Source organism: Stutzerimonas stutzeri (assembly GCF_013522825.1).
GTDB lineage: Bacteria > Pseudomonadota > Gammaproteobacteria > Pseudomonadales > Pseudomonadaceae > Stutzerimonas > Stutzerimonas stutzeri_AK.
The window spans coordinates 183,881-204,472 of the sequence record NZ_JAAMQZ010000001.1 but is presented as its reverse complement, the minus strand read 5'-3'; the positions used below and the strand labels follow the sequence as shown (position 1 = coordinate 204,472).

16 protein-coding genes and 1 pseudogene are annotated in these 20,592 nt (G+C 63.7%); 8 read left to right on the top strand and 9 right to left on the bottom strand.

Annotated features, from left to right (window positions below; translation table 11 throughout):
• Positions 1–108 precede the first annotated feature (108 nt).
• Positions 109–1,776, bottom strand: coding sequence for an energy-dependent translational throttle protein EttA (gene ettA, locus G7020_RS00935; RefSeq protein WP_181082178.1), 1,668 nt, complete (start codon positions 1,774–1,776; stop codon positions 109–111).
• Between the two features lie 423 nt (positions 1,777–2,199).
• On the opposite strand from ettA, the pseudogene G7020_RS00930 reads away from it, so the two are divergent.
• The 4 genes and pseudogenes from G7020_RS00930 to G7020_RS00915 all read left to right on the top strand — a co-directional run.
• A pseudogene (locus G7020_RS00930) lies at positions 2,200–5,001 on the top strand (EAL domain-containing protein); the annotation flags it as partial.
• 85 nt (positions 5,002–5,086) lie between these two features.
• A complete protein-coding gene (gene glyA / locus G7020_RS00925) occupies positions 5,087–6,340 on the top strand; it encodes a serine hydroxymethyltransferase (protein ID WP_181082177.1) in 1,254 nt (417 codons plus the stop codon).
• Positions 6,341–6,456: 116 nt separating this feature from the next.
• Positions 6,457–6,918: a methyltransferase family protein gene (locus G7020_RS00920; RefSeq protein WP_181082176.1), complete on the top strand. Its 462-nt coding sequence runs from the start codon at positions 6,457–6,459 to the stop codon at positions 6,916–6,918.
• Between the two features lie 38 nt (positions 6,919–6,956).
• Complete coding sequence (locus tag G7020_RS00915; RefSeq protein WP_181082175.1) at positions 6,957–7,325, top strand: PilZ domain-containing protein; 369 nt, start codon at positions 6,957–6,959, stop codon at positions 7,323–7,325.
• A gap of 86 nt (positions 7,326–7,411) precedes the next feature.
• Here G7020_RS00915 and radA read toward each other — a convergent pair whose 3' ends face one another.
• Positions 7,412–8,773 (bottom strand): DNA repair protein RadA, encoded by a 1,362-nt coding sequence (radA, locus tag G7020_RS00910; protein ID WP_181082174.1) that lies wholly within the window; start codon positions 8,771–8,773, stop codon positions 7,412–7,414.
• A 115-nt stretch (positions 8,774–8,888) separates the two neighbouring features.
• On the opposite strand from radA, the gene G7020_RS00905 reads away from it, so the two are divergent.
• Entirely contained in the window at positions 8,889–9,323 is a 435-nt protein-coding gene (locus G7020_RS00905; protein ID WP_181082173.1) for a CopD family protein, read from the top strand.
• A 299-nt stretch (positions 9,324–9,622) separates the two neighbouring features.
• Here the strand turns inward: G7020_RS00905 and G7020_RS00900 are convergent, their stop codons facing one another.
• Entirely contained in the window at positions 9,623–9,877 is a 255-nt protein-coding gene (locus G7020_RS00900; protein ID WP_181082172.1) for a YdcH family protein, read from the bottom strand.
• A 211-nt stretch (positions 9,878–10,088) separates the two neighbouring features.
• Here G7020_RS00900 and mscL point away from each other — a divergent pair, with 211 nt between their 5' ends.
• On the top strand, positions 10,089–10,499 hold the full coding sequence (mscL, locus tag G7020_RS00895) for a large-conductance mechanosensitive channel protein MscL (RefSeq protein ID WP_181082171.1): 411 nt from the start codon (positions 10,089–10,091) through the stop codon (positions 10,497–10,499).
• Between the two features lie 21 nt (positions 10,500–10,520).
• Here the strand turns inward: mscL and G7020_RS00890 are convergent, their stop codons facing one another.
• The 6 genes from G7020_RS00890 to G7020_RS00865 form a co-directional block, all read right to left on the bottom strand.
• Positions 10,521–12,560 carry a nitric oxide reductase activation protein NorD gene (locus G7020_RS00890; protein ID WP_181082170.1) on the bottom strand — a complete coding sequence of 680 codons (2,040 nt, stop codon included), beginning with the start codon at positions 12,558–12,560 and terminating at the stop codon, positions 10,521–10,523.
• Between the two features lie 9 nt (positions 12,561–12,569).
• Complete coding sequence (locus G7020_RS00885; RefSeq protein ID WP_181082169.1) at positions 12,570–13,385, bottom strand: CbbQ/NirQ/NorQ/GpvN family protein; 816 nt, start codon at positions 13,383–13,385, stop codon at positions 12,570–12,572.
• A 7-nt stretch (positions 13,386–13,392) separates the two neighbouring features.
• Positions 13,393–14,766 carry a cbb3-type cytochrome c oxidase subunit I gene (locus G7020_RS00880; protein ID WP_181082168.1) on the bottom strand — a complete coding sequence of 458 codons (1,374 nt, stop codon included), beginning with the start codon at positions 14,764–14,766 and terminating at the stop codon, positions 13,393–13,395.
• 57 nt (positions 14,767–14,823) lie between these two features.
• The gene (locus G7020_RS00875) at positions 14,824–15,693 is read right to left on the bottom strand and encodes a c-type cytochrome (RefSeq protein ID WP_181082167.1); all 870 of its coding nucleotides are present in this window, start codon (positions 15,691–15,693) and stop codon (positions 14,824–14,826) included.
• Between the two features lie 182 nt (positions 15,694–15,875).
• On the bottom strand, positions 15,876–16,211 hold the full coding sequence (locus G7020_RS00870) for a hypothetical protein (RefSeq protein ID WP_181082166.1): 336 nt from the start codon (positions 16,209–16,211) through the stop codon (positions 15,876–15,878).
• 148 nt (positions 16,212–16,359) lie between these two features.
• Positions 16,360–17,391, bottom strand: a complete 1,032-nt coding sequence (locus tag G7020_RS00865; protein ID WP_181082165.1) for a cytochrome-c peroxidase — start codon at positions 17,389–17,391, stop codon at positions 16,360–16,362.
• Between the two features lie 221 nt (positions 17,392–17,612).
• Between G7020_RS00865 and G7020_RS00860 the strand changes: the two genes are divergently transcribed.
• Positions 17,613–20,054, top strand: a complete 2,442-nt coding sequence (locus G7020_RS00860) for a Lon protease family protein (RefSeq protein ID WP_181082164.1) — start codon at positions 17,613–17,615, stop codon at positions 20,052–20,054.
• Between the two features lie 167 nt (positions 20,055–20,221).
• Positions 20,222–20,557 (top strand): hypothetical protein, encoded by a 336-nt coding sequence (locus G7020_RS00855; RefSeq protein ID WP_181082163.1) that lies wholly within the window; start codon positions 20,222–20,224, stop codon positions 20,555–20,557.
• The last annotated feature ends 35 nt before the right edge of the window (positions 20,558–20,592 follow it).

The window sequence follows — 20,592 nt, the reverse complement described above, 5'->3', positions numbered from 1 at the left end:
TTGCCATTAGTCCAAACGGGTTAGAAGTCCGCTCCTGTTTTGTCGTGGCAGAAAAACGGCAATGACTTTACGACGAAGCCGCCAGAACTGGCGGCTTCGTCGTGTCGGTCACTGCGCCAGTTTCTTGTACCTGACCCGGTGCGGCTGCGAGGCGGCATCGCCGAGGCGTTTCTTGCGGTCGGCTTCGTACTCGGTGTAGTTGCCTTCGAAGAACAGGACGCTGCCGTCGTCCTCGTAGGAGAGGATGTGGGTGGCGACGCGGTCGAGGAACCAGCGATCGTGGGAGATCACGATGGCCGCGCCGGGGAAGTCCAGCAGCGCCTCTTCCAGCGAGCGCAGGGTTTCCACGTCGAGGTCGTTGGACGGTTCGTCGAGCAGCAGCACGTTGGCGCCTTCCTTGAGCGTCAGCGCCAGGTGCAGGCGACCGCGTTCACCACCGGAGAGGTCCTTGACGAACTTCTGCTGGTCGCCGCCCTTGAAGTTGAAGCGGCCCACATAGGTGCGCGACGGAACTTCGTAATTGCCGATGCGGATCATGTCGGAGCCGTCGGACACGGCTTCCCAGACGGTCTTGCTGCCATCCAGGTCCTCGCGGCCCTGGTCCACGCAGGCAAGCTGCACGGTATCGCCGATTTCGATGCTGCCCGAATCCGGCTGCTCCTTGCCCATGATCATGCGGAACAGCGTGGACTTGCCCGCGCCGTTGCCACCGATCACGCCGACGATGGCGCCCTTGGGCATGCTGAACGAGAGGTTCTCGATCAGTACACGGTCGCCGTAGCCCTTGCTCACGTTCTTGAAGTCGATGACCTTGTCACCCAGGCGCGGGCCGGCGGGGATGTAGATCTCGTTGGTTTCGCTGCGTTTCTGGAATTCCTGCGACTGCAGTTCCTCGAAGCGCTGCAGGCGCGCCTTGGACTTGGCCTGGCGAGCCTTGGCGCCCTTGCGCACCCACTCCAGCTCTTCCTTCATTGCCTTTTCATGGGCCGACTGCTGCTTGGATTCCTGCGCCAGGCGGTTGGACTTGGCCTCCAGCCAGCCGGAGTAGTTGCCCTCGTAGGGAATACCCGCGCCGCGGTCGAGTTCGAGAATCCAGCCGGCGACGTTGTCGAGGAAGTAGCGGTCGTGGGTGATGGCCACCACGGTGCCGGAGAAGTCGTGGAGGAAGCGCTCCAGCCAGGCCACCGAGTCGGCATCCAGGTGGTTGGTCGGCTCGTCCAGCAACAGCATGTCGGGGGCCGACAGCAGCAGGCGGCAGAGCGCCACGCGACGCTTCTCGCCGCCGGACAGGTGCTCGACTCTGGCATCCCATGGCGGCAGGCGCAGGGCGTCGGCGGCGACTTCCAGCTGGCGTTCCAGGTTGTGCCCGTCGCTGCTCTGCAGGATGGCTTCGAGCTTGGCCTGCTCGGCGGCCAGCTTGTCGAAGTCGGCATCGGGTTCGGCGTAGGCGGCATAGACCTCGTCCAGGCGCGCCTGGGCATCCTTGATGACGCTGACCGCCTCTTCGACGACTTCGCGCACGCTCTTGCTCGGGTCGAGCTCCGGCTCCTGGGGCAGGTAGCCGACGTTCAGCCCGGGCATGGCCCGCGCTTCGCCATCGAACTCGGTATCGACCCCGGCCATGATTCTCAGCAGCGTGGACTTGCCCGAGCCATTGAGGCCCAGCACGCCGATCTTGGCGCCGGGGAAGAACGACAGGGAAATGTTCTTGAGAATTTCACGCTTCGGCGGAACGACTTTGCTCAGCCGATGCATGGTGTAGACGTATTGAGCCATGGAGACGAATGCCCGTGACGAAGATAAGGGATGGATGAAGCGAATCCCGTCGCGGCGGACGGGTCAAATACAGTCAGGCAAAGCTACCGGAATGCTCCAGGCAGGGCAAACCATCGGCTATGCAATTGATGCTGGCACTTTGCCTTGATGTGCGTATTCTTGACGCTGTGCGGCGTCATGTTAATGACAGCCTGAGTTCTCCCCAGCCCAGAAGGCCTGATTCGCTTGACCGTAATCGACTCTCGACGAGCGCAGACAACCCGACCCGCCACGCTATCCGCGTTTGGCAGGATGCTGGTGCGGGTCTGTGCGCGTCTGTTGCTGCCGCGTCGCCTGGCCAGCCATTGCCAGGCGCTGCGCTATTCGTCGATTGCCCTGCAGGCCATCGACGAGCGGATTCTGATCAGCGATTTCAGCGGGCGCCTGCGCTTTCTCAACAGCAGTGCCGAAGCAATGTTCGGTCTGCAAAATGCCGAAGCGTCGCGCTATCGCCTGCAGGAGCTTTTGCCGGACCTTGACCCACAGGCGTTCGACGCCTCGAATGCCGATAGCGATCTGTGTCTGGATATCGTGCGGCGGCTGCAGGATGGCGAGTGGCGCATGCTTTCCGTGAGCCGCGGGGCGTTGCGTCAGGATGACGAGGGGCTCGCATCGGGATTCGTCTGGGTGTTGCGTGACGTGACCGGTGAGAAGCAGGCGCAGGGTGCGCTGGCTGAGCGCGAACGCTTCTGGTCCGAAGTATTGCAGGCCGTGCCTGATACCCTTTATGTGCAGGATTTGTCGAGCGGCCAGCTGCTGTTCAGCAACAGCAACCTGGCCGTCCGGCTGGGCTACAGCGAGGAGGAGCGCGGCCCCGATGCCAATGCTTTCTGGCAGCGCATCAGCCACCCGGACGACGCCGAATATATCTGGCGGCTGCTGGCGCTGCGCGGCGCGCTGGCCGATGGTGCCGAGCAGGAGTCGTTGCTGCGCTGGCGTCACCGTGACGGCAGCTGGCGCTGGTTCAACATCTGCGAACAGGTACTGACGCGCGACGAGCAGGGCCGGGTCCAGCGCCTGATCGGCGTGGCCCGCGATGTCACCAGCAATATCGAGCACAGCCATTCGCTGCGCGACAGCGAGCGCCGCTACCGCATGCTCACCGGCAGCCTGCGCGATTTGATCTTCACCACCGATAGCGCGGTGCGCATCAACTACATCAGCCCGGCGGTGCAGACGGTGCTCGGCTACAGTCCGGAATGGGCGCTGGAGCATGGCTTCGAACAGTTGGTCACCCGGCCACGTCAGGCTGCGCGTTTCTACGAGCTGATGCGGCGGGTGCGCAAGGCATCCTTCAATACCCAGGCGCTGGCCGAGCTGGGCCAGAATCTGCGGGGCGAGACGCTGTATTTCGACTGCCGCGCCGCCGACGGACGGATGGTTGCCATTGAGTTGCGCATCATGCTGATCTGGGACGAGCACCACCGCTTCGATGGTGCTCTGTGCATCGGCCGTGACATCAGTGAACAGCGTCAGGCGGAAAAGGAGTTGCGCCGCGCCGCCACGGTATTCGAGCATTCCACGGCGGCTATTCTGGTTACCGATCCGGCTGGGCGGATCGCTCAGGTCAATTCGGCCTTCAATCGCATCACTGGCTACAGCGCAGATGAAGTGACGGGGCGCTGGCCAACGATGCTTGGCGCAGATGACCAGCAGAGCAATCAGATGGGTTCCATCCTTGCCCAGATCGCCGAGAGTGGCAGCTGGGAGGGCGAATTCTGGATCAAGGGCAAGAGCGGCGCGGCACAGCCCTGCTGGCTCGGCATCACGGCGGTGCACGATGCGGAAAACGAGCTGGTCAGCTATGTCTGCTTCTTCAGCGACATGAGCGAGCGCAAGGCCAGCGAAAATCGCATTCATCGTCTGGCCTACTATGACAGCCTGACCCAGCTGCCCAATCGCGCGCTGTTCCAGGACCGGCTCCACAGCAGTCTGCAACTGGCTGCGCGGCACGCCAGTTGGGTGGTGCTGATGTTCCTCGACCTGGACCGCTTCAAGCCGATCAATGACTCGCTCGGGCATGCCGCCGGCGACCGCATGCTCAGGGAGGTTGCCGTGCGCCTGGCGTCCTGCGTGGACGAAGGCGATACGGTGGCGCGTATGGGCGGCGACGAGTTCACCTTTCTGCTGCAACCCGAGGGCGGGCGCGACGAGGCGCTGTCGCGTGCGGTGCATGTGGCCGAACGGATATTTGCCAGCCTGACCGAGCCTTTCGTGCTCCTGGGGCGCGAGTTTTTCGTCACGGCCAGTATCGGCATCGCCCTCGGTCCGCAGGACGGCGAGGATACGAGCCAGTTGATGAAAAACGCCGATACCGCGATGTACCACGCCAAGGAGCGTGGCAAGAACAATTTCCAGTTCTACCAGGCCGAGATGAACGCCAGCGCGCTGGAGCGCCTGGAGCTGGAAAGCGACCTGCGCCATGCCATCGAGCAGCGCCAGTTCGTGCTACACTATCAGCCGCAGTATCTGGCCGATGGGGTGACCCTGACTGGCGTCGAGGTGCTGTTGCGCTGGTGGCACCCCTCGCGTGGGCTGGTGCCGCCGGGAGAGTTCATCCCGGCGCTGGAAGAGCTGGGGCTGGTGGTGGATGTCGGCGATTGGGTGCTCGATGAGGCCTGCCGGCAGATTGCCGCCTGGCATGCCGCCGGACTGATGGTGCCGAGGGTGTCGGTCAATCTCTCTGCGCGACAATTCATCGATGGCCGGCTGGGCCAGCGCATTGCCGCGATCCTGCAGGCAAGAGGTATCGAGCCAGCCTGTCTGGAGCTGGAGCTGACCGAGAGCATTCTGATGCGTGACATCGGCGAGGCGATGGGCATGCTCGACTCGCTCAAGCGTCTGGGGCTCTCGATCGCCATCGACGACTTCGGTACGGGCTATTCGTCCCTGAACTACCTCAAGCAATTGCCCATCGATGTGCTGAAGATCGACCGCAGCTTCGTCGATGGCCTGCCGCAAGGTGAACAGGATGGCCAGATCACCCGTGCCATCATCGCCATGTCACACAGCCTGAACCTGTCGGTGATCGCCGAGGGGGTGGAAACCCAGGCGCAAATGGATTTTCTCCGCAAGCATGGCTGCGATGAGATGCAGGGCTTCTTCCTGGGGCGACCGATGCCGGCCGAGGAGTTGGTGTTGACCTGCATGGGGGGCCGTGGCGCGCCGCCTTCATGTTGCACATGACCACGCCTCATACCCGCACCCCGGTGGATGAGGTAGAATCCGCGCCTCACTTTTCATACCGCCAGCTGATTCTCAGAGGACTGCCATGTTCAGCCGTGATTTGACCCTCGCCAAATACGACGCCGATCTTTTCGCTGCCATGCAGCAGGAAGCCCAGCGCCAGGAAGACCACATCGAGCTGATCGCCTCGGAGAACTACACCAGCCCGGCGGTCATGGAAGCCCAGGGTTCGGTGCTGACCAACAAGTACGCCGAAGGCTATCCGGGCAAGCGCTACTACGGCGGTTGCGAGTACGTCGACATCGTCGAGCAACTGGCCATCGACCGCGCCAAGGCGCTGTTCGGCGCCGACTACGCCAACGTCCAGCCGCACGCTGGCTCCCAGGCCAACGCCGCCGTCTACCTGGCCCTGCTCAGCGCCGGTGACACCATTCTCGGCATGAGCCTGGCCCACGGCGGCCACCTGACCCACGGTGCCAGCGTTTCCTCCTCGGGCAAGCTGTACAACGCCGTGCAGTACGGCATCACCGATGCCGGTCTGATCGACTACGACGAAGTCGAGCGCCTGGCCGTCGAGCACAAGCCGAAGATGATCGTTGCCGGCTTCTCCGCCTACTCGCAGAAGCTGGATTTCGCCCGCTTCCGTGAGATCGCCGACAAGGTCGGTGCCTACCTGTTCGTTGACATGGCCCACGTGGCCGGTCTGGTCGCAGCCGGCGTCTACCCGAACCCGGTGCCGTTCGCCGACGTGGTTACCACCACCACCCACAAGACCCTGCGCGGCCCGCGCGGCGGCCTGATCCTGGCGAAGAAGAACGAGGAGATCGAGAAGAAGCTCAACTCCGCGGTCTTCCCCGGCGCCCAGGGCGGCCCGCTGGAGCACGTGATCGCGGCCAAGGCGGTGTGCTTCAAGGAAGCCCTGCAGCCCGAGTTCAAGGCCTACCAGCAGCAAGTGGTGAAGAATGCCCAGGCCATGGCCGAAGTATTCATCGAGCGCGGCTTCGACGTGGTGTCCGGTGGCACGCAGAACCACCTGTTCCTGCTCAGCCTGATCAAGCAGGACATCACCGGCAAGGATGCGGACGCCGCCCTGGGCCGCGCCTTCATCACCGTGAACAAGAACAGCGTGCCGAACGATCCGCGCTCGCCCTTCGTCACTTCCGGTCTGCGTATCGGTACACCGGCGGTCACCACCCGTGGCTTCCAGGAAACCGAGTGCCGCGAACTGGCCGGCTGGATCTGTGACATCCTGCAGAACATGGGCGACGAGTCCGTGGTCGATGCAGTGCGCGCCAAGGTCCAGGCCGTCTGCGCCAGGCTGCCGGTGTACGGCAACTAAGCCGTTCGCCGCTTCGACAGAAAGCCCGCCTTGGCGGGCTTTCTGCTGTCTGGGGTGTGCCTGCCCCTGGGCGTTGGGACTAGACTGTCGGCAACCTACACGCAGGATGACTTTCGATGTTCAAACGCGCTTCACGAACGCTCTTGCCGCCACCGCTGATTTACCTGCTTTTTCTCGGAGCCGCCTGGATACTCGATGCGCTGTTGCCGTTCGCGCTGGGGCAGAATCTCTGGACACACTATTCAGGTTGGGTGCTGATCGACGCCGGCCTGCTGCTGATGCTCTGGGCCGGGCTGTTGATGCTGTGGCGAAAGACCACGGTCAACCCTTACGGTCAGCCTGCCAAACTGCTGGAGGATGGGCCGTTCCGCTTTTCGCGCAACCCCATTTACCTGGCCGATAGCCTGATCTATTGCGGTATCGCGTTGCTGTGGGGCAGCCTCTGGCCGTGGTTGCTGCTGCCGGTGCTGATTTACAGCATGCAGCGCGGCGTGATCGTACACGAGGAAAGGCTGCTGACCCGGCTGTTCGGCGAGGCGTATGGTGACTATTGCCAACGTGTTCGCCGTTGGTTGTGACGACGGTTGCGACACAAGCGATTGAGGAGTGATGTCTGATGAGCACTACATCAAGCGAGCGGCGGCGCTTCCAGCGTTTCGCTTTTGACGCCGAAACCGAACTGATACAGGGGGCGCGACATTGGGCGGTCAAGCTGCATGATCTGTCGCTCAAGGGCCTGCTGGTGCATCGCCCGGCAGACTGGGATGTCGAGCCCGCTCAATCGCTCGAAGCGCGGATACGGCTGTCCGACGATGCAGAGGTACGCATGAGCGTCGAGATGACGCGCACCGATGGCGCGTTGATCGGGCTGGTCTGCCGGCATATCGATGTCGACTCGATCAGCCATCTGCGGCGGCTGATCGAGCTCAACCTGGGCGATGAAGCCTTGCTCGAACGCGAACTGGCGGCGCTGGACGGCTCCTGACTGCTACAAGTTAAACCGTAGCCTGGATTGGCCGAAGGCGTAATCCGGGTTTCGAAGGCGTAATCCGACACCAGCGGGGCATGGCCTTATTCGAACAATGCATCCAGCGCCTGTTCCAGGCGCGTCACCGCGATGATCTGCAGCCCGGCTGGCGCCTCCTTGGGTGCGTTGCCCTTGGGTACGATGGCGCGTTTGAAGCCGTGCTTGGCCGCCTCCTTCAGGCGTTCCTGACCGCTGGGCACCGGACGGATCTCGCCGGACAGGCCCACTTCCCCGAATACCAGCAGATCGGTATCCAGTGGGCGGTTGCGCAGGCTGGAAATCACCGCTGCCATCAATGCAAGGTCCGCCGCTGTCTCCAGCACCTTCACGCCGCCCACCACGTTGATGAACACGTCCTGGTCGTAGGTGGGAATACTGCCGTGGCGATGCAACACGGCCAGCAGCATGGCCAGGCGGTTCTGATCCAGGCCCAGGGTGACGCGGCGCGGGTTGGCCAGGTGGCTGGTGTCGACCAGCGCCTGCACTTCCACCAGCATTGGTCGGGTGCCTTCCCAGGTCGCCATTACCACGCTGCCGGGCACCGCCTCCTGGGCGCGGGTGAGGAAGATCGCCGAGGGGTTGGTGACTTCCTTCAGGCCCTTGTCGGTCATGCCGAACACGCCCAGCTCGTTGACCGCGCCGAAGCGGTTCTTCACCGCCCGAAGCAGGCGCAGGCGACCATCGGATTCACCCTCGAAATACAGCACGGTGTCGACCATGTGTTCCAGCACGCGCGGGCCGGCGAGGGCGCCTTCCTTGGTCACGTGACCGACGAGGAAGATCGCCGTGCCGCTCTGCTTGGCGTAGCGCACCAGCAGCGCCGCGCTCTCGCGCACCTGGGCGACGCCACCCGGCGCGGATTGCAATTGCTCGGTGAAGATGGTCTGGATCGAGTCGATCACCATCACCTTGGGCTTTTCCAGTCGCGCGGTGGCGATGATGGCTTCGATGCAGGTCTCGGTCATCACCTTGAGCTTGTCCTGCGGCAGGTCCAGGCGCCGCGCGCGCATGGCCACCTGCTGCTGCGATTCCTCGCCGGTGACGTAGAGCGCCGGGAAGCGCTGGGCGATGGCGCACAGCGTTTGCAGCAGGATGGTGGACTTGCCGATGCCCGGGTCGCCGCCGATCAGCACCACCGAGCCGTCCACCAGGCCGCCACCGAGCACCCGGTCCAGCTCGCCGGAGGCGGTGGAGAAGCGCGGTACTTCCTCGACGCTGACTTCGGCCAAGGTCTTGATATTGGCTTGATCACCGGCCCAGCTAGCGCGGCCCGAGGGTGGCGCGGCGCCTTCGATGACGGTTTCCACCAGGGTATTCCAGGCGCCACAGTCGCCGCACTGGCCGGCCCACTTGGGAAAGGTCGAGCCGCACTCGGTGCAGCCGTACATGCGCTTGGCCTTGGCCATGGGAACTCCGGGTCAGGAAAGGGGAGTCGCATGATAGCGGTTGACTTGATTGTCATCAGCCACAAGCGATGTGCGAGCGACCAGACTGTGAGCAACCGATCAGGAGTGAATTGCCATGCGCCATCTGTTGTTTCTGCATCTGCTGGGCGCCAGCGTCTGGGTTGGCGGGCATCTGGTGTTGCTGTTCGGCGTGCTGCCCAGGGCCATGCGCCAGCGTGATCCGCAACCGGTGCGCAATTTCGAGCAGATCTACGAGCGTATCGGTATCCCGGCGTTGCTGGTGCAGATCGTCACCGGCCTGTGGATGGCGAGCCTGTGGTTGCCGCATTCGCAGTGGTTTGGCGGCTCGCCCATTGCCCATCTGGTGCAGGCCAAGCTGGTGCTGCTGGGTTTTACCGCGCTGCTGGGCGTGCATGCGCGATTGGCGCTGATTCCGAAGCTGGATGCCCAGCGCTTGCCGCAGCTGGGGCTGCATATCCTGCTGATCACCCTGACGGCGGTGGCCTTCGTCTGGGTCGGGGCAGGGTTCAGGTTTGGCGGGCTTTGGTAGGTGGGGTCACGCTTTACCGACCCGACGAGCGGGCTCTCGGCATGTCATGAGGTAAAGCTCCGTGCCGTTCGTGGCTGCGCGTCGGGTTACGCCTTCGGCTAACCCGACCTACGATCTGGACGGGGTTCAAGTTTGGTGGGTTGTTGTAGGCGGATACGGTGTAAACGCGGCCTCGTAGGGCCGAACTTGTTCGGTCTTTTGCGAACCGTGGCCGAATGAATTCGGCCCTACGTCTTACGATTCGGCCTTTGGGGGAGGTTGCAGGCCCGTCGGGGCGGCGGGCCTGGTTCCTGGGCGATTTAGCCGCCGCAACCGCCGCAGCAGCTGCTGGAGGCGTGCTTGAGTTGCTTGGCGATGTCGCTCTTCAGTGCGGCCTGTTCCTGCTTGAGCGCTTCGAGCGCTGTCGGGGCCAGGCCCTCGTTGGTGATGCGCTGGGACACGGCTTCGTATTCTTCGGCCTTGTGGGCGAACGCCGGGTTTTCCTGACGGAGTTTTTGCAGCTGTGCGCTCTTTTCAGGGAAATCTTTGTTCAGTTGGGAGTGTTCGATAGGCATGAGAGCTGCTCCAGATGGAAAGTCGTCACGATATAGGCTGTATTCGTATTAACTGGTTGACGACGATCAAGTGATCGATATCCTCCCGCTCCAGTCGTCGGATACGCCTGCCGTGGCATGCTATCCGTAGAGCGCCTAAGCTCTACAACGGTCGTTTCGCCAAGTTTCAGCGGCACTCCGATGCAAGTCCATTACCACAAGGGTTTTCGATATGAGTCTGATCAGCGAATTCAAGGCGTTTGCCGTCAGGGGCAATGTGATCGATATGGCCGTGGGCATCATCGTCGGCGCAGCATTCACCAAGATCGTTTCTTCCTTCGTTGCGGATGTGGTCACACCGCCGCTCGGGATTCTGATCGGAGGGGTGGACTTCTCTGACCTGGCCATCGTGCTCAAGGAGGCTACGGCTGATGCCCCTGCGGTCACGTTGAGCTACGGGAGCTTTATCCAGACGGTATTCGACTTCACCATCGTGGCTTTTGCGATCTTCCTGGCAGTCAAGGCCATCAACCATCTCAAGCGCAAGGAAGCCGAAGCGCCATCGGTGCCGCCGGCACCGTCCAAGGAGGAGGTGCTGCTGACCGAAATCCGTGATGCGCTGCGGGCGCAGAACCGGCCCTAGCAGGTAGTTTTCAACGGTCTGCTAACGCACTACCAGCCGCCTGAGCCAGTCCAGCAGCACGGACGGCAAGAGTTCGGGACGGGGCAGCAGGGCGTACTGCCCGGCACCGAAGATGCCGGGCAGGTAGTTGGCGGCCTGGCGGTCGATGGTCAGGCAGAAGGTCGAGATGCCTTGCAACGAGGCTTCGGTGACGGCCTGGCGCATGTCTTCCACGCCGTAGCGGCCTTCGTATTCATCCTTGTCGTTCGGTTTGCCGTCCGAGAGCAGCAACAGCAGCCGGTGGCTGGCGCCTTGCTGCAGCAGGCCGCTGCTGGCATGGCGGATGGCAGCGCCGGCGCGGGTGTAGTGCTCGGGTTCCAGTGCGCTGATGCGCAACGCCACCTCATTGCTGAAACGTTCGTCGAAGCCCTTGATCTCGCGGACGATCACCGCGTCCGGGCCTTCGCCGGAGAACGCCTGCACGGCATAGGGTTCGCCCATGCCGTCGAGGGCGATGCAGACCAGCAGCAGCGCTTCGCGTTCCACGTCGATGATGCGCCGGTTGGCCGATATCCAGCCGTCGGTCGAGCCGCTGATGTCGATCAGCAGGGTGATGGCCAGGTCCCGCTCCGCCGTGCGGCGGGTCTGGTACAGCGCCTCGGACAGCGAGCCGCCGGTGCGAAAGTCGGCGTAACTGTCGATATAGGCGCCCAGGTCGATCTCGTCCCCGTCCAGTTGCCGCCTGCGGATCACGCGGCGGGCGCTGAGCATCTCGAAGTGCCGCCTGATCTGGCCGAGCAGGGCGCGATGTTCCTCCAGGGTGTCATCCACCCATTGCTGGGAGCCGGGCAGGTTGGGCAGCACCCTGACGATGGCGCCGGGCTGGCGGTAATGCTGGGCGCGGTAATCCCACTCGGGATAGTGCAGCCCCTGGCCCTCGGCCTTGGCGCGCTTGAGTTGCATCAGCGTATTGGCGTCCGGCGGATCGTCGGAGATCAGCACTTCCTTCGGTCTGCCCGGCGTTGCGACCAGGCGTGCCTCGGGCAGTTCGGACAGCATGTCGCCGTACTCGTCGGCGCTGATGTCCTCGTCCCGGTCCACCGGGCGGTTCATCCCCAGCGGGTCCTCGGCGTGCTGGTGCGGCTCGTCGGCCTGGACCATGAACAGGCCTTCGCCGTCGTCATCCTCGTCTTCCTTCGCCTGGCGCACCTGCGGGCGGCGGGGCAGGCTGGCGCTGCGTGGCGCGGTGGTGTTCGAGGCGCTGTCGGCGGTCGGCGATTCCTGGGCCAGTCTGGCCTTGGCACTGTCGGGCGCGGGCGCCTGCAGGGTTCCGGTCCACCAGTCCCTGAGCAGCGGGGCATTGCCGCCGGAGCGGTCTTCGGCGGACAGCCCCAGAGCGGCCAGCAGCCCTTCGGCCAGTTGCAGTGACTGCGCTGGCGACTGGCTCAGTGGAAAGCCTTTTGGTACATCGCCGCAGCGACTGCCCAGCAGTTGCCTGAGCAGGACTTCCAGCGGCTGGCGTGAGCGCGAGAACTCCGCAAGTGGCGGGCGGCGTTGCAGGCAGAGCTGGCGCAGCCGTTCGATGGCGGGCGCCATGCCGGGCAGCGACTGTGCCAGTTGCTCATCCGCCGCCCAGGCTTCGAGCAGCAGATAGGCGTCCGCCAGCAGCGCGGGTGACGTGGACGGAAGCGCTTCGGCAGTACCGCGTTGCGCGCGCAGTGCCTGCTGCAGTGCCATCACCCGATAGGCTTCGCCGCCGTGCTCAAGGTCGCTGAGGCCGGAGTCTGCCGGTAGCCACAGACGCAGGCCATCGGTGGCGGGAATGGGCCGATGCTGCCAGGGCGACTGGGCGCGCCGGAAGGCGCGCGCGAGCAAGGTCGGCTGGGCCGGCGGCTGGGCGACTCTGATCGGGTAGCTGGTGCCGGTTACCGCGCTGATCAGCAGGTCCAGGCGCGCGGCGACGTCGCTCAGTACGGCGGTCGGCGGGCCTTTGGGCGGTGGACGATAACGCCGCCACAGCTTCTGCGCATAAATGGTGGCATGGCGCGCCGCGTCGCTGACCAGCTCTTCGGCTTCGGCCATGGCGGTTGGCTAGACGAAGGTGCCGTCAACCAGGTCGCGCAGGGCGCTGACCATGGACGGCTCGTCGGAGAGTGGCGAGACGATGGCGGCGTAACAGGCTTCACGCACCGGGATGCCGCAGGTGGTGAGGGCGCCGGCAGCGATCAGCAGGCGTGTGCTCGGCACTTCCGCCAGGCCCCGGTCACGCAACTGGCGGATGCGTCCGGCGAGGCTCACCAGCCCCCTGGCGACAGCAGGCTCGACAGCGCTTTCACGCTGCACGATCAGCGCCTCCTGTTCGGGCGCGGGAAAGTCCAGGTCCATCGCGACGAAGCGCTGGCGGGTGCTGGGCTTGAGGTCCTTGAGCATGCGCTGGTAGCCGGGGTTGTAGGACACCACCAGCTGGAAACCGGGTGCGGCGGCGATGTTCTCGCCGGTCTTGTCGATGGGCAGCGTGCGCCGGTAGTCGGTCAGCGCATGCAGCACTACCACGGTGTCCTGGCGTGCCTCGACCACTTCGTCCAGGTAGCAGATGGCGCCTTCGCGCACGGCGCGGGTCAGCGGGCCGTCCTGCCAGACGGTGCCGTCATGGCGGATCAGGTAGCGACCGATCAGGTCGCTGGCCGCCAGGTCGTCGTGGCAGGGAATGGTGATCAGCGGGCGGCCCAGTCGCCAGGCCATGTGTTCGACGAAACGGGTCTTGCCGCAGCCGGTCGGCCCCTTGAGCATCACCGCCAGACCGCGGGCGTGGCACTGCTCGAACAGCGTCACTTCATTGCCGGATGGTTGATACCAGGGCTCCTCCGTCGCCGGATGGGCAGCCAGACTGCGCACGGCCTGATCCATGCCCACCTCAGAGCGCCCGGTCGGCTGCAGTGCCGCTGTGCAGCGCCCGCTCGTCGGTCACCGGCTCGAAACGCGGTCGGTAGCGGAAGAAGTCGAAGATATACAGCCCCACGCCGGTGGCAAAGATACTGGCGGTGGAGATCAGCATGACGAAGTGGATCTGGATCTTGAGCTGCACGTCCAGATAGCCCATGCCCATGATCCGCTCCAGATACACCTGGCCGATCCCGGCGGTGGCGAAGGACAGGGTCATGCCGAACATGCCCGCCAGCTGCAGCCAGAATGCCCAGTAGCCGATGGTGGTGCCCTGGTCGGGACGCTTGTGGGTGAACGAGGGCAGGGCATAGCTGATCATCGCCAGGACGATCATGGCGTAGGCGCCATAGAACGCGGCATGGCCGTGCATGGCGGTGATCAGGGTACCGTGGGTCCACTTGTTGATGCTCGGCCAGGTGTGGGCCAGGCCCAGCAGGCCGGCGCCGAACAGGGTGAACACGGTGCTGCCCAGCGTCCAGTGCAGGGCCAGCACGTTGGGATGGCGCAGCCCCGAGCGGCGCATGGCACCGTAGGCGTACATGGCCATGCCGACGATAGCCAGCGGCTCCAGCGCGCTGAAGAAACCGCCGATCGGCAGCCAGTAGTAGGGCACACCGACCCAGTAGTAATGGTGCGCCGTGCCGAGAATGCCGGCGATGAACACCAGGCCGACGATCACGTACAGCCACTTCTCCAGCACCTCGCGGTCGGCACCGGACAGGCGGATCAGCAGGTAGGCGAGGAAGGCGCCCATGATCATCATCCACACGCCTTCGACCCAGAGGTGGATGGTCCACCAGCGGTAGAAGATCGATACCGTGTAGTTCTCGTAATGCAGCAGCGCCGGGAAGAACAGCACGGCGCTGCTGACCAGCCCCAGCAGCAACACGCCTTCGGTGGTGGTGAAGCGCCCGGACTTCCTGATCGTCATGCCGATGTTGTAGAGGAAGATCAGCATGCAGATGACGATCACGATCTTGTGCGGCAGCGGTTGTTCCAGCAGCTTGTTGCCGGTGCCGTAGCGAAACAGGTAACCGATGATCGCGGTGACGCCCATGCCGGTCCAGAGAATCAGCTGGATGTAGGCGAGCTTGGTGCTGTGCAGCTCGGTACGCGATTCGTCGGGCACCATCCAGTAGGTGGCGCCCATGAAGCCGGTGAGCACCCAGACGATCAGCAGGTTGGTGTGGATCACCTTGGTGACGTCGAACGGCAGGATGTACAGCAGCGGGTCCGGCCCCAGGTACTTGGCCGCCGAGAGCAGGCCGAACACCAGTTGCAGGCCGAACAGCACCATGGCGACGGCGAAATACCAGTAAGCGACTGACTGTGATCTATAACGCATGGCCAATCCCCTGCAAGGTGCCGCTCCGCCGGGCCGCAGCCCGTGGCGGAGCCGCTTCTATTTGAATGTCGCGAGGTAAGCGACCAGCTGGTCGAGCTGCTCTTCCGTCAGCGAGTCGGCATAGGTGGTCGGCATGAAGGAGGTGCCGCCCGCCGAATACATCTCACCGGGATACAGGTAGGCGCTGGGCTCGACGATGGATTCACGGATATAGGCTTCGACGCTGTCGGCGCTGCCCTGGTAATCCGCCGAGGCCATCGCCTGCTCGGCGCGCGACGCCAGGCCTGCCAGGGTCGGTCCGGCGAGGTTCACCCCAGGGGCGATCGAATGACAGGCCTGGCAGGTCGGCGACGCCGTGCGGAACACGGCTTCGCCCAGGGCAATGGGATCTTCCGCGCCGCTGACCGGACGCGCGCCGGGGGGCAGCTGTTCGTCCGTATGGCCGGGGCCGGAGGCGTCCTGCTGCGCCAGGGTCAGGTCGGTGCCGGGAATCGACGAGCCGGTGACCAGGATCGGGCGTGGTGGCCAGCCCTGGTTGTCGACATTGGCGACCCAGTCGAAGAAGGCGATCAGCGCGGCGACTTCCTCGTCGCTGAGGTTCTGGTTGGGCATCAGGCGGCGGTGGCGCTGCTCGTCGTAGAACTTCTCCGGGTTCTTGAGAAAGGCGGTGAGGTAGGGCGCGCCGCGATGCTGGGAGATTTTCGTCAGGTCAGGCGCGTAGTAGGCACCTTCGCCGAAGATCGTGTGGCAGTTGATGCAGTTCTTCGCGTGCCAGACGTCCTTGCCGCGGGTGACCTCGGGCGTGATGCTGGCCGCATTGGTCAGTTCGGGGAACTGCCGATGACTGTCCAGCGTAAGCCCGAGAAATACCAGCGAGGCGACGACCGTGGAGATGATGGCGAAGGAGCGCGTTTGTCGTTTGTTCATTGGGAGCGCCTCGACCGGTCAAACGCCGATGCCTGTCCAGTAGAAAATGCCGATGCCGACAGCGTAGACAATGGCGCCGAGCATCAGCGCCAGTACCACGAAACTGAGTATTCGGAAGGTTTTTTCCACGACATTCTCCCAATGATGAGATGAGTGCCAATTTCTCCGGGCGAGCCGCTCCGTCAGGTCATGCGAGGCAGGCGCTGGATCGTGACCAGGGTGACGGTGTCGGCGATCACCTGCAGCGCATGTTCGACGTTCTCGGCCAGGTACATCAGCTCGTTGCCATGCAGTGCCTGCCAGCGATCCTCTACCTGCACCTCGATGACGCCCTGGAGGCAATGGATGGTGATCGGGCCGGCCACCGCATGGCTGGGAACGATGTGACCAGCCTTGAGCGCCAGGCGCATGACTTCGAGGCTTGGAGTGCTGACCAGCGCCTGGGAGCGAAGTTCTGGCAACGGGTCTGCGCTGAGTGGGCGAATGACCTCGCCGGACTGTGCATGTTTCAGTGCCATGGTGCCTGGCCGTTATGCTTGGTTTGTCTTGAGACTAGTAAACGGGTGGGAAGTGTCCAGCGACTGAGGGATGAACGGTTCGCTCACTGAGGCGGGGGTGTGGCAGGAAACGATTCCCGGCGCATTGCGCGCCGGGAATCGGAGGGGCTTATTCCGGCTTCGGCGTGGTCGCCGTGCTGGCTGGCAGCACCGGGTAGGCAACCTGCGGCTGCTCGCCAGTCAGGCTGTGCAGGAAGGCGACGATGGATTTGACTTCACCATCGTTGAGCTGACGGCCCAGCTGGCTGTCACCCATGATCGCCACGGCCTGTTCCAGGTCCCAGACCTCACCGCTGTGGAAGTACGGCGGGGTCAGTGCGACGTTACGCAGCGGCGCCGCGCGGAACACGTACTCGTCGGCAGCGGTGTTGGTGACGGAGAAGCGGCCCTTGTCACCTTCAGGCAGCACGTCGGCGCCCGGCTTCTTGATCACGCCGAAGGGGAAGTAGCTCTGGCCGCCGACGTTGACGCCATTGTGGCAGGCGATGCAGCCGGCATCCATGAACAGCGCCAGGCCTTCCTTCTGCTTGGCGTCCAGCGCCTTGTCGTCACCCTTGAGGAAGCGGTCGAATGGCGAGTTGGGCGTGGTCAGGCTGACTTCGAAGGCTTCCAGGGCATAGGCCATGTTGTCGAAGCTGACCGGGTCCTTGTCATTGGGGAAGGCTTTCTTGAACTCGGCCACATACTCGGGAATGCTCTTGAGAGTCGCTTCGACCCGGTCAGGCGTGTTGTTCATTTCGACGCTGGCCTGGACCGGGCCCTTGGCCTGCTCCTGCAGGTCCTTGGCGCGACCATCCCAGAACTGCGCGGCGTTGAACACGGCGTTGAGTACGGTCGGCGAGTTGCGCGGCCCTTTCTGCCAGCCGTGACCGATGGAGGTGGTGACGTTGTCACTGCCGCCGATGCTGAGGTTGTGGCAGGTGTTGCAGCTGATCACGTGGCTGCGCGACAGGCGCGGATCGAACCAGAGTTTGTGGCCGAGAATCGCCTGATCTTCGTTGACGCTATGGCCACGGACCTCGGTGACCTTGTCCGGGATCGGTTGGAAGATGGCGCTGGCACGCTCGCGCAGTTCGTTGGCATGGGCGCTGCCGGCAATCATTAGGAGGCTACCGAGCAGCAGGGGAGCTGTGGATCGCATTTTTTTCCTCATCGGTGTTGGCTGGTTATAGGAGGCGCCATTTGAATAGAGCCTGGCTTGATTTGCATCAAACGAAGCCGAAGAAGAAGGTGTGAAAAACTGTCTCGATTTGTAACAGGGCATAAGCGTCTCTTCTCTTGGCCAGCCTTGCGGCTCGGCGGAGGCAACGCCAGAATGGCGGCACTTTTCGTGGCCTGTGAGCCACCCAGCAAGGATCTCCGATGCCCCAGACTGTCGCTGCCGGCCTGCGCCTGGCGCCCGATGCGCTGACTCGCCCCTTCGAGCCCAGCCAGTTCGACTTCAAGACCACCGATGAGCTTGAGCCTTTCCTTGGCGTGCTTGGCCAGGAACGGGCCGTCGAGGCCCTGCAGTTCGGTGTGGCGATGCCGCGTCCGGGCTACAACGTCTATGTGATGGGCGAGTCCGGTACGGGACGTTTCTCCTTCGTGCGACGCTATCTGCGGGCCGAAGGCAAACGGCTGGATACGCCCTCGGACTGGGTCTACGTGAACAATTTCGACGAGCCGCGCGAGCCACGGGTGCTTGAACTGCCCCAGGGCGGGGCCTGCGCCTTCATCGCCGATATCGCCCAGTTGATCGACAACCTGCTGGCGACCTTCCCGGCGGTATTCGAGCATCCCAGCTTCCAGCAGAAGAAGAGCGCCATCGACCGCGCCTTCAACCAGCGCTACGACAAGGCGCTGGATGTGATCGAGAAGCTGGCGCTGGAAAAGGAGATCGCCCTCTATCGCGACAGCGCCAACATCGCCTTCACGCCCATGAAGGACGGCAAGTCCATGGACGAGGCCGAGTTCGCGCAGCTGCCCGAAGCCGAGCGCGAGCGCTATCACGCGGACATCTCCGCGCTGGAAGTGAGCCTGAACGAAGAGCTGGCCAGTCTGCCGCAATGGAAGCGCGAATCCAGCAATCAGCTGCGCCAGCTCAACGACGAGACCATCAGCCAGGCGTTGCAGCCGCTGCTGGAGCCGCTGTCGGAAAAGTATTCCGAGAACGCCGGCATCGAAGCCTACCTGCAGGCGGTGCAGGTCAACCTGCTGAAAACCGTGGTCGAACAGCTGGTGGATGAAAACCGCCCCGAGGCTCATAACCGTCAGCTGCTCGAAGAGCAGTACAGTCCGAGCCTGGTGGTCGGTCATGCCGAGGATGGCGGCGCACCGGTGGTGTTCGAGCCGCATCCGACCTACGACAACCTCTTTGGCCGTATCGAATACAACACCGATCAGGGCGCGCTCTATACCAGTTACCGCCAACTGCGGCCCGGCGCCCTGCACCGCGCCAATGGCGGCTTCCTGGTGCTCGAAGCGGAAAAACTGCTCAGCGAGCCCTTCGTCTGGGAGGCGCTCAAGCGTGCCCTGCAGTCGAACAAGCTGAAAATGGAGTCGCCACTGGCCGAGCTGGGCCGGCTGGCCACCGTCACCCTGACGCCGGAAGTCATTGCGCTCAAGGTCAAGATCGTCATCATCGGTTCGCGCCAGCTGTACTACACCCTGCAGGACCTGGACCCGGACTTTCAGGAGATGTTCCGGGTGCTGGTGGACTTCGACGAGGATATCCCGCTGGCCGAGGACAGCCTGGAACAGTTCGCCCAGCTGTTGAAAACCCGCACCTCGGAGGAAGGCATGGCGCCGCTGAGTGCCGCGGCAGTGGCCCGGCTGGCGACTCACAGTGCGCGTCTGGCCGAGCATCAGGGACGGCTGTCGGCGCGTATCGGCGATCTGTTCCAGCTGGTCAGCGAGGCGGATTTCATTCGCCAGCTGGCCAGCGACGAGGTCACCGACGTCGGTCACATCGAACGTGCTCTCAAAGCCAAGGCCACCCGGACCGGGCGTGTTTCGGCGCGGATTCTCGATGACATCCTCGCCGGGGTCATCCTGATCGACAGCGAAGGCGCGGCCATCGGCAAGTGCAACGGGCTGACCGTACTGGAGGTCGGCGACTCGGCCTTCGGCATGCCGGCGCGCATTTCCGCCACCGTCTATCCGGGCGGTTCGGGCATCGTCGATATCGAGCGCGAGGTCAACCTGGGCCAGCCGATCCACTCCAAGGGCGTGATGATCCTCACCGGCTATCTGGGCAGCCGTTACGCCCAGGAGTTTCCGCTGGAAATCTCGGCGAGCATCGCGCTGGAACAGTCCTACGGCTATGTCGATGGCGACAGTGCCTCGCTCGGCGAATGCTGTGCGCTGATCTCGGCCATCTCGCGCACGCCGCTCAAGCAATGCTTCGCCATCACCGGCTCGATCAACCAGTTCGGTGAGGTGCAGGCCGTCGGTGGCGTGAACGAGAAGATCGAAGGTTTCTTCCGGCTCTGCGAGGCGCGCGGGCTGACGGGTGAGCAGGGCGCGATCATTCCCTTCGCCAACGTCACCACCCTCATGCTCGAAGAGCGCGTACTGGAGGCCGTGCGCCAGGAGCGCTTCCATATCTATGCCGTGCGTCATGTCGATGAGGCGCTTTCCCTGCTGGTCGGCGAAGAGGTGGGCGCCTCGGATGAAAAGGGCGGCTTCCCCAAGGGCAGCGTCAACGCCCGAGTGGTCGAGCGCCTGCGCGATATTGCCGAGATCGGCCTGGAAGAAGACGACAGGAACGAGGCGACACCGGGCGAGGCACTGGCGGCGGGCACCATTCCTGCCAAAGGCTGAACGAGTGAGTGGTTGTTGAACGGAACGTTAGCGCGCGCGGCGGGTCTGGAGAAATAGAGCGTCTTCGCTCTCTATCCACAAGGTTATCCACAGTGCGGGGATAACCCGGTTGGCCCGCCTGCTTCGTTCAGGATGACGGTGCGCAACCGAGCGCGAGGGTTACCGTCATGCCGAACAACCTGTGTCTGAGCCGTCAGTGCCTGGGTCTGGTCACTCGAATCGAATGTGCCATCTGGCCTGTGGCAGGTGCCAATGGTCTGTGGACCCTGCTCTGCGCCGCCGGCCTTGACGGCTCGCAACCCACTGCAATAAGGGTGCAAGGCCCATTTCACGGGCTGCGGGCTGCCGAGTCGGTGCTCGACGCCATCGCCAGCAATCTTCAACAGCAGGGTTACTGCGAGGCGGACTCACCGGCGATCTGGCAGCTGCATATGCGCGCCGAACTACGCAAGGTCAACGCCAATCAGGCACGCTTTCTCAGCGGCTGGGAAACACGGTCATAGGCGGGGCGCCGCAGCGTCTGACGGAACCTCGATTT

What these genes read in the sequence shown, in the direction of transcription:
- ettA (WP_181082178.1), bottom strand. Translation starts at nt 1,776, where the DNA reads ATGGCTCAATACGTCTACACCATGCATCGGCTGAGCAAAGTCGTTCCG.
- glyA (WP_181082177.1), top strand. Translation starts at nt 5,087, where the DNA reads ATGTTCAGCCGTGATTTGACCCTCGCCAAATACGACGCCGATCTTTTC.
- G7020_RS00920 (WP_181082176.1), top strand. Translation starts at nt 6,457, where the DNA reads ATGTTCAAACGCGCTTCACGAACGCTCTTGCCGCCACCGCTGATTTAC.
- G7020_RS00915 (WP_181082175.1), top strand. Translation starts at nt 6,957, where the DNA reads ATGAGCACTACATCAAGCGAGCGGCGGCGCTTCCAGCGTTTCGCTTTT.
- radA (WP_181082174.1), bottom strand. Translation starts at nt 8,773, where the DNA reads ATGGCCAAGGCCAAGCGCATGTACGGCTGCACCGAGTGCGGCTCGACC.
- G7020_RS00905 (WP_181082173.1), top strand. Translation starts at nt 8,889, where the DNA reads ATGCGCCATCTGTTGTTTCTGCATCTGCTGGGCGCCAGCGTCTGGGTT.
- G7020_RS00900 (WP_181082172.1), bottom strand. Translation starts at nt 9,877, where the DNA reads ATGCCTATCGAACACTCCCAACTGAACAAAGATTTCCCTGAAAAGAGC.
- mscL (WP_181082171.1), top strand. Translation starts at nt 10,089, where the DNA reads ATGAGTCTGATCAGCGAATTCAAGGCGTTTGCCGTCAGGGGCAATGTG.
- G7020_RS00890 (WP_181082170.1), bottom strand. Translation starts at nt 12,560, where the DNA reads ATGGCCGAAGCCGAAGAGCTGGTCAGCGACGCGGCGCGCCATGCCACC.
- G7020_RS00885 (WP_181082169.1), bottom strand. Translation starts at nt 13,385, where the DNA reads ATGGATCAGGCCGTGCGCAGTCTGGCTGCCCATCCGGCGACGGAGGAG.
- G7020_RS00880 (WP_181082168.1), bottom strand. Translation starts at nt 14,766, where the DNA reads ATGCGTTATAGATCACAGTCAGTCGCTTACTGGTATTTCGCCGTCGCC.
- G7020_RS00875 (WP_181082167.1), bottom strand. Translation starts at nt 15,693, where the DNA reads ATGAACAAACGACAAACGCGCTCCTTCGCCATCATCTCCACGGTCGTC.
- G7020_RS00870 (WP_181082166.1), bottom strand. Translation starts at nt 16,211, where the DNA reads ATGGCACTGAAACATGCACAGTCCGGCGAGGTCATTCGCCCACTCAGC.
- G7020_RS00865 (WP_181082165.1), bottom strand. Translation starts at nt 17,391, where the DNA reads ATGCGATCCACAGCTCCCCTGCTGCTCGGTAGCCTCCTAATGATTGCC.
- G7020_RS00860 (WP_181082164.1), top strand. Translation starts at nt 17,613, where the DNA reads ATGCCCCAGACTGTCGCTGCCGGCCTGCGCCTGGCGCCCGATGCGCTG.
- G7020_RS00855 (WP_181082163.1), top strand. Translation starts at nt 20,222, where the DNA reads ATGCCGAACAACCTGTGTCTGAGCCGTCAGTGCCTGGGTCTGGTCACT.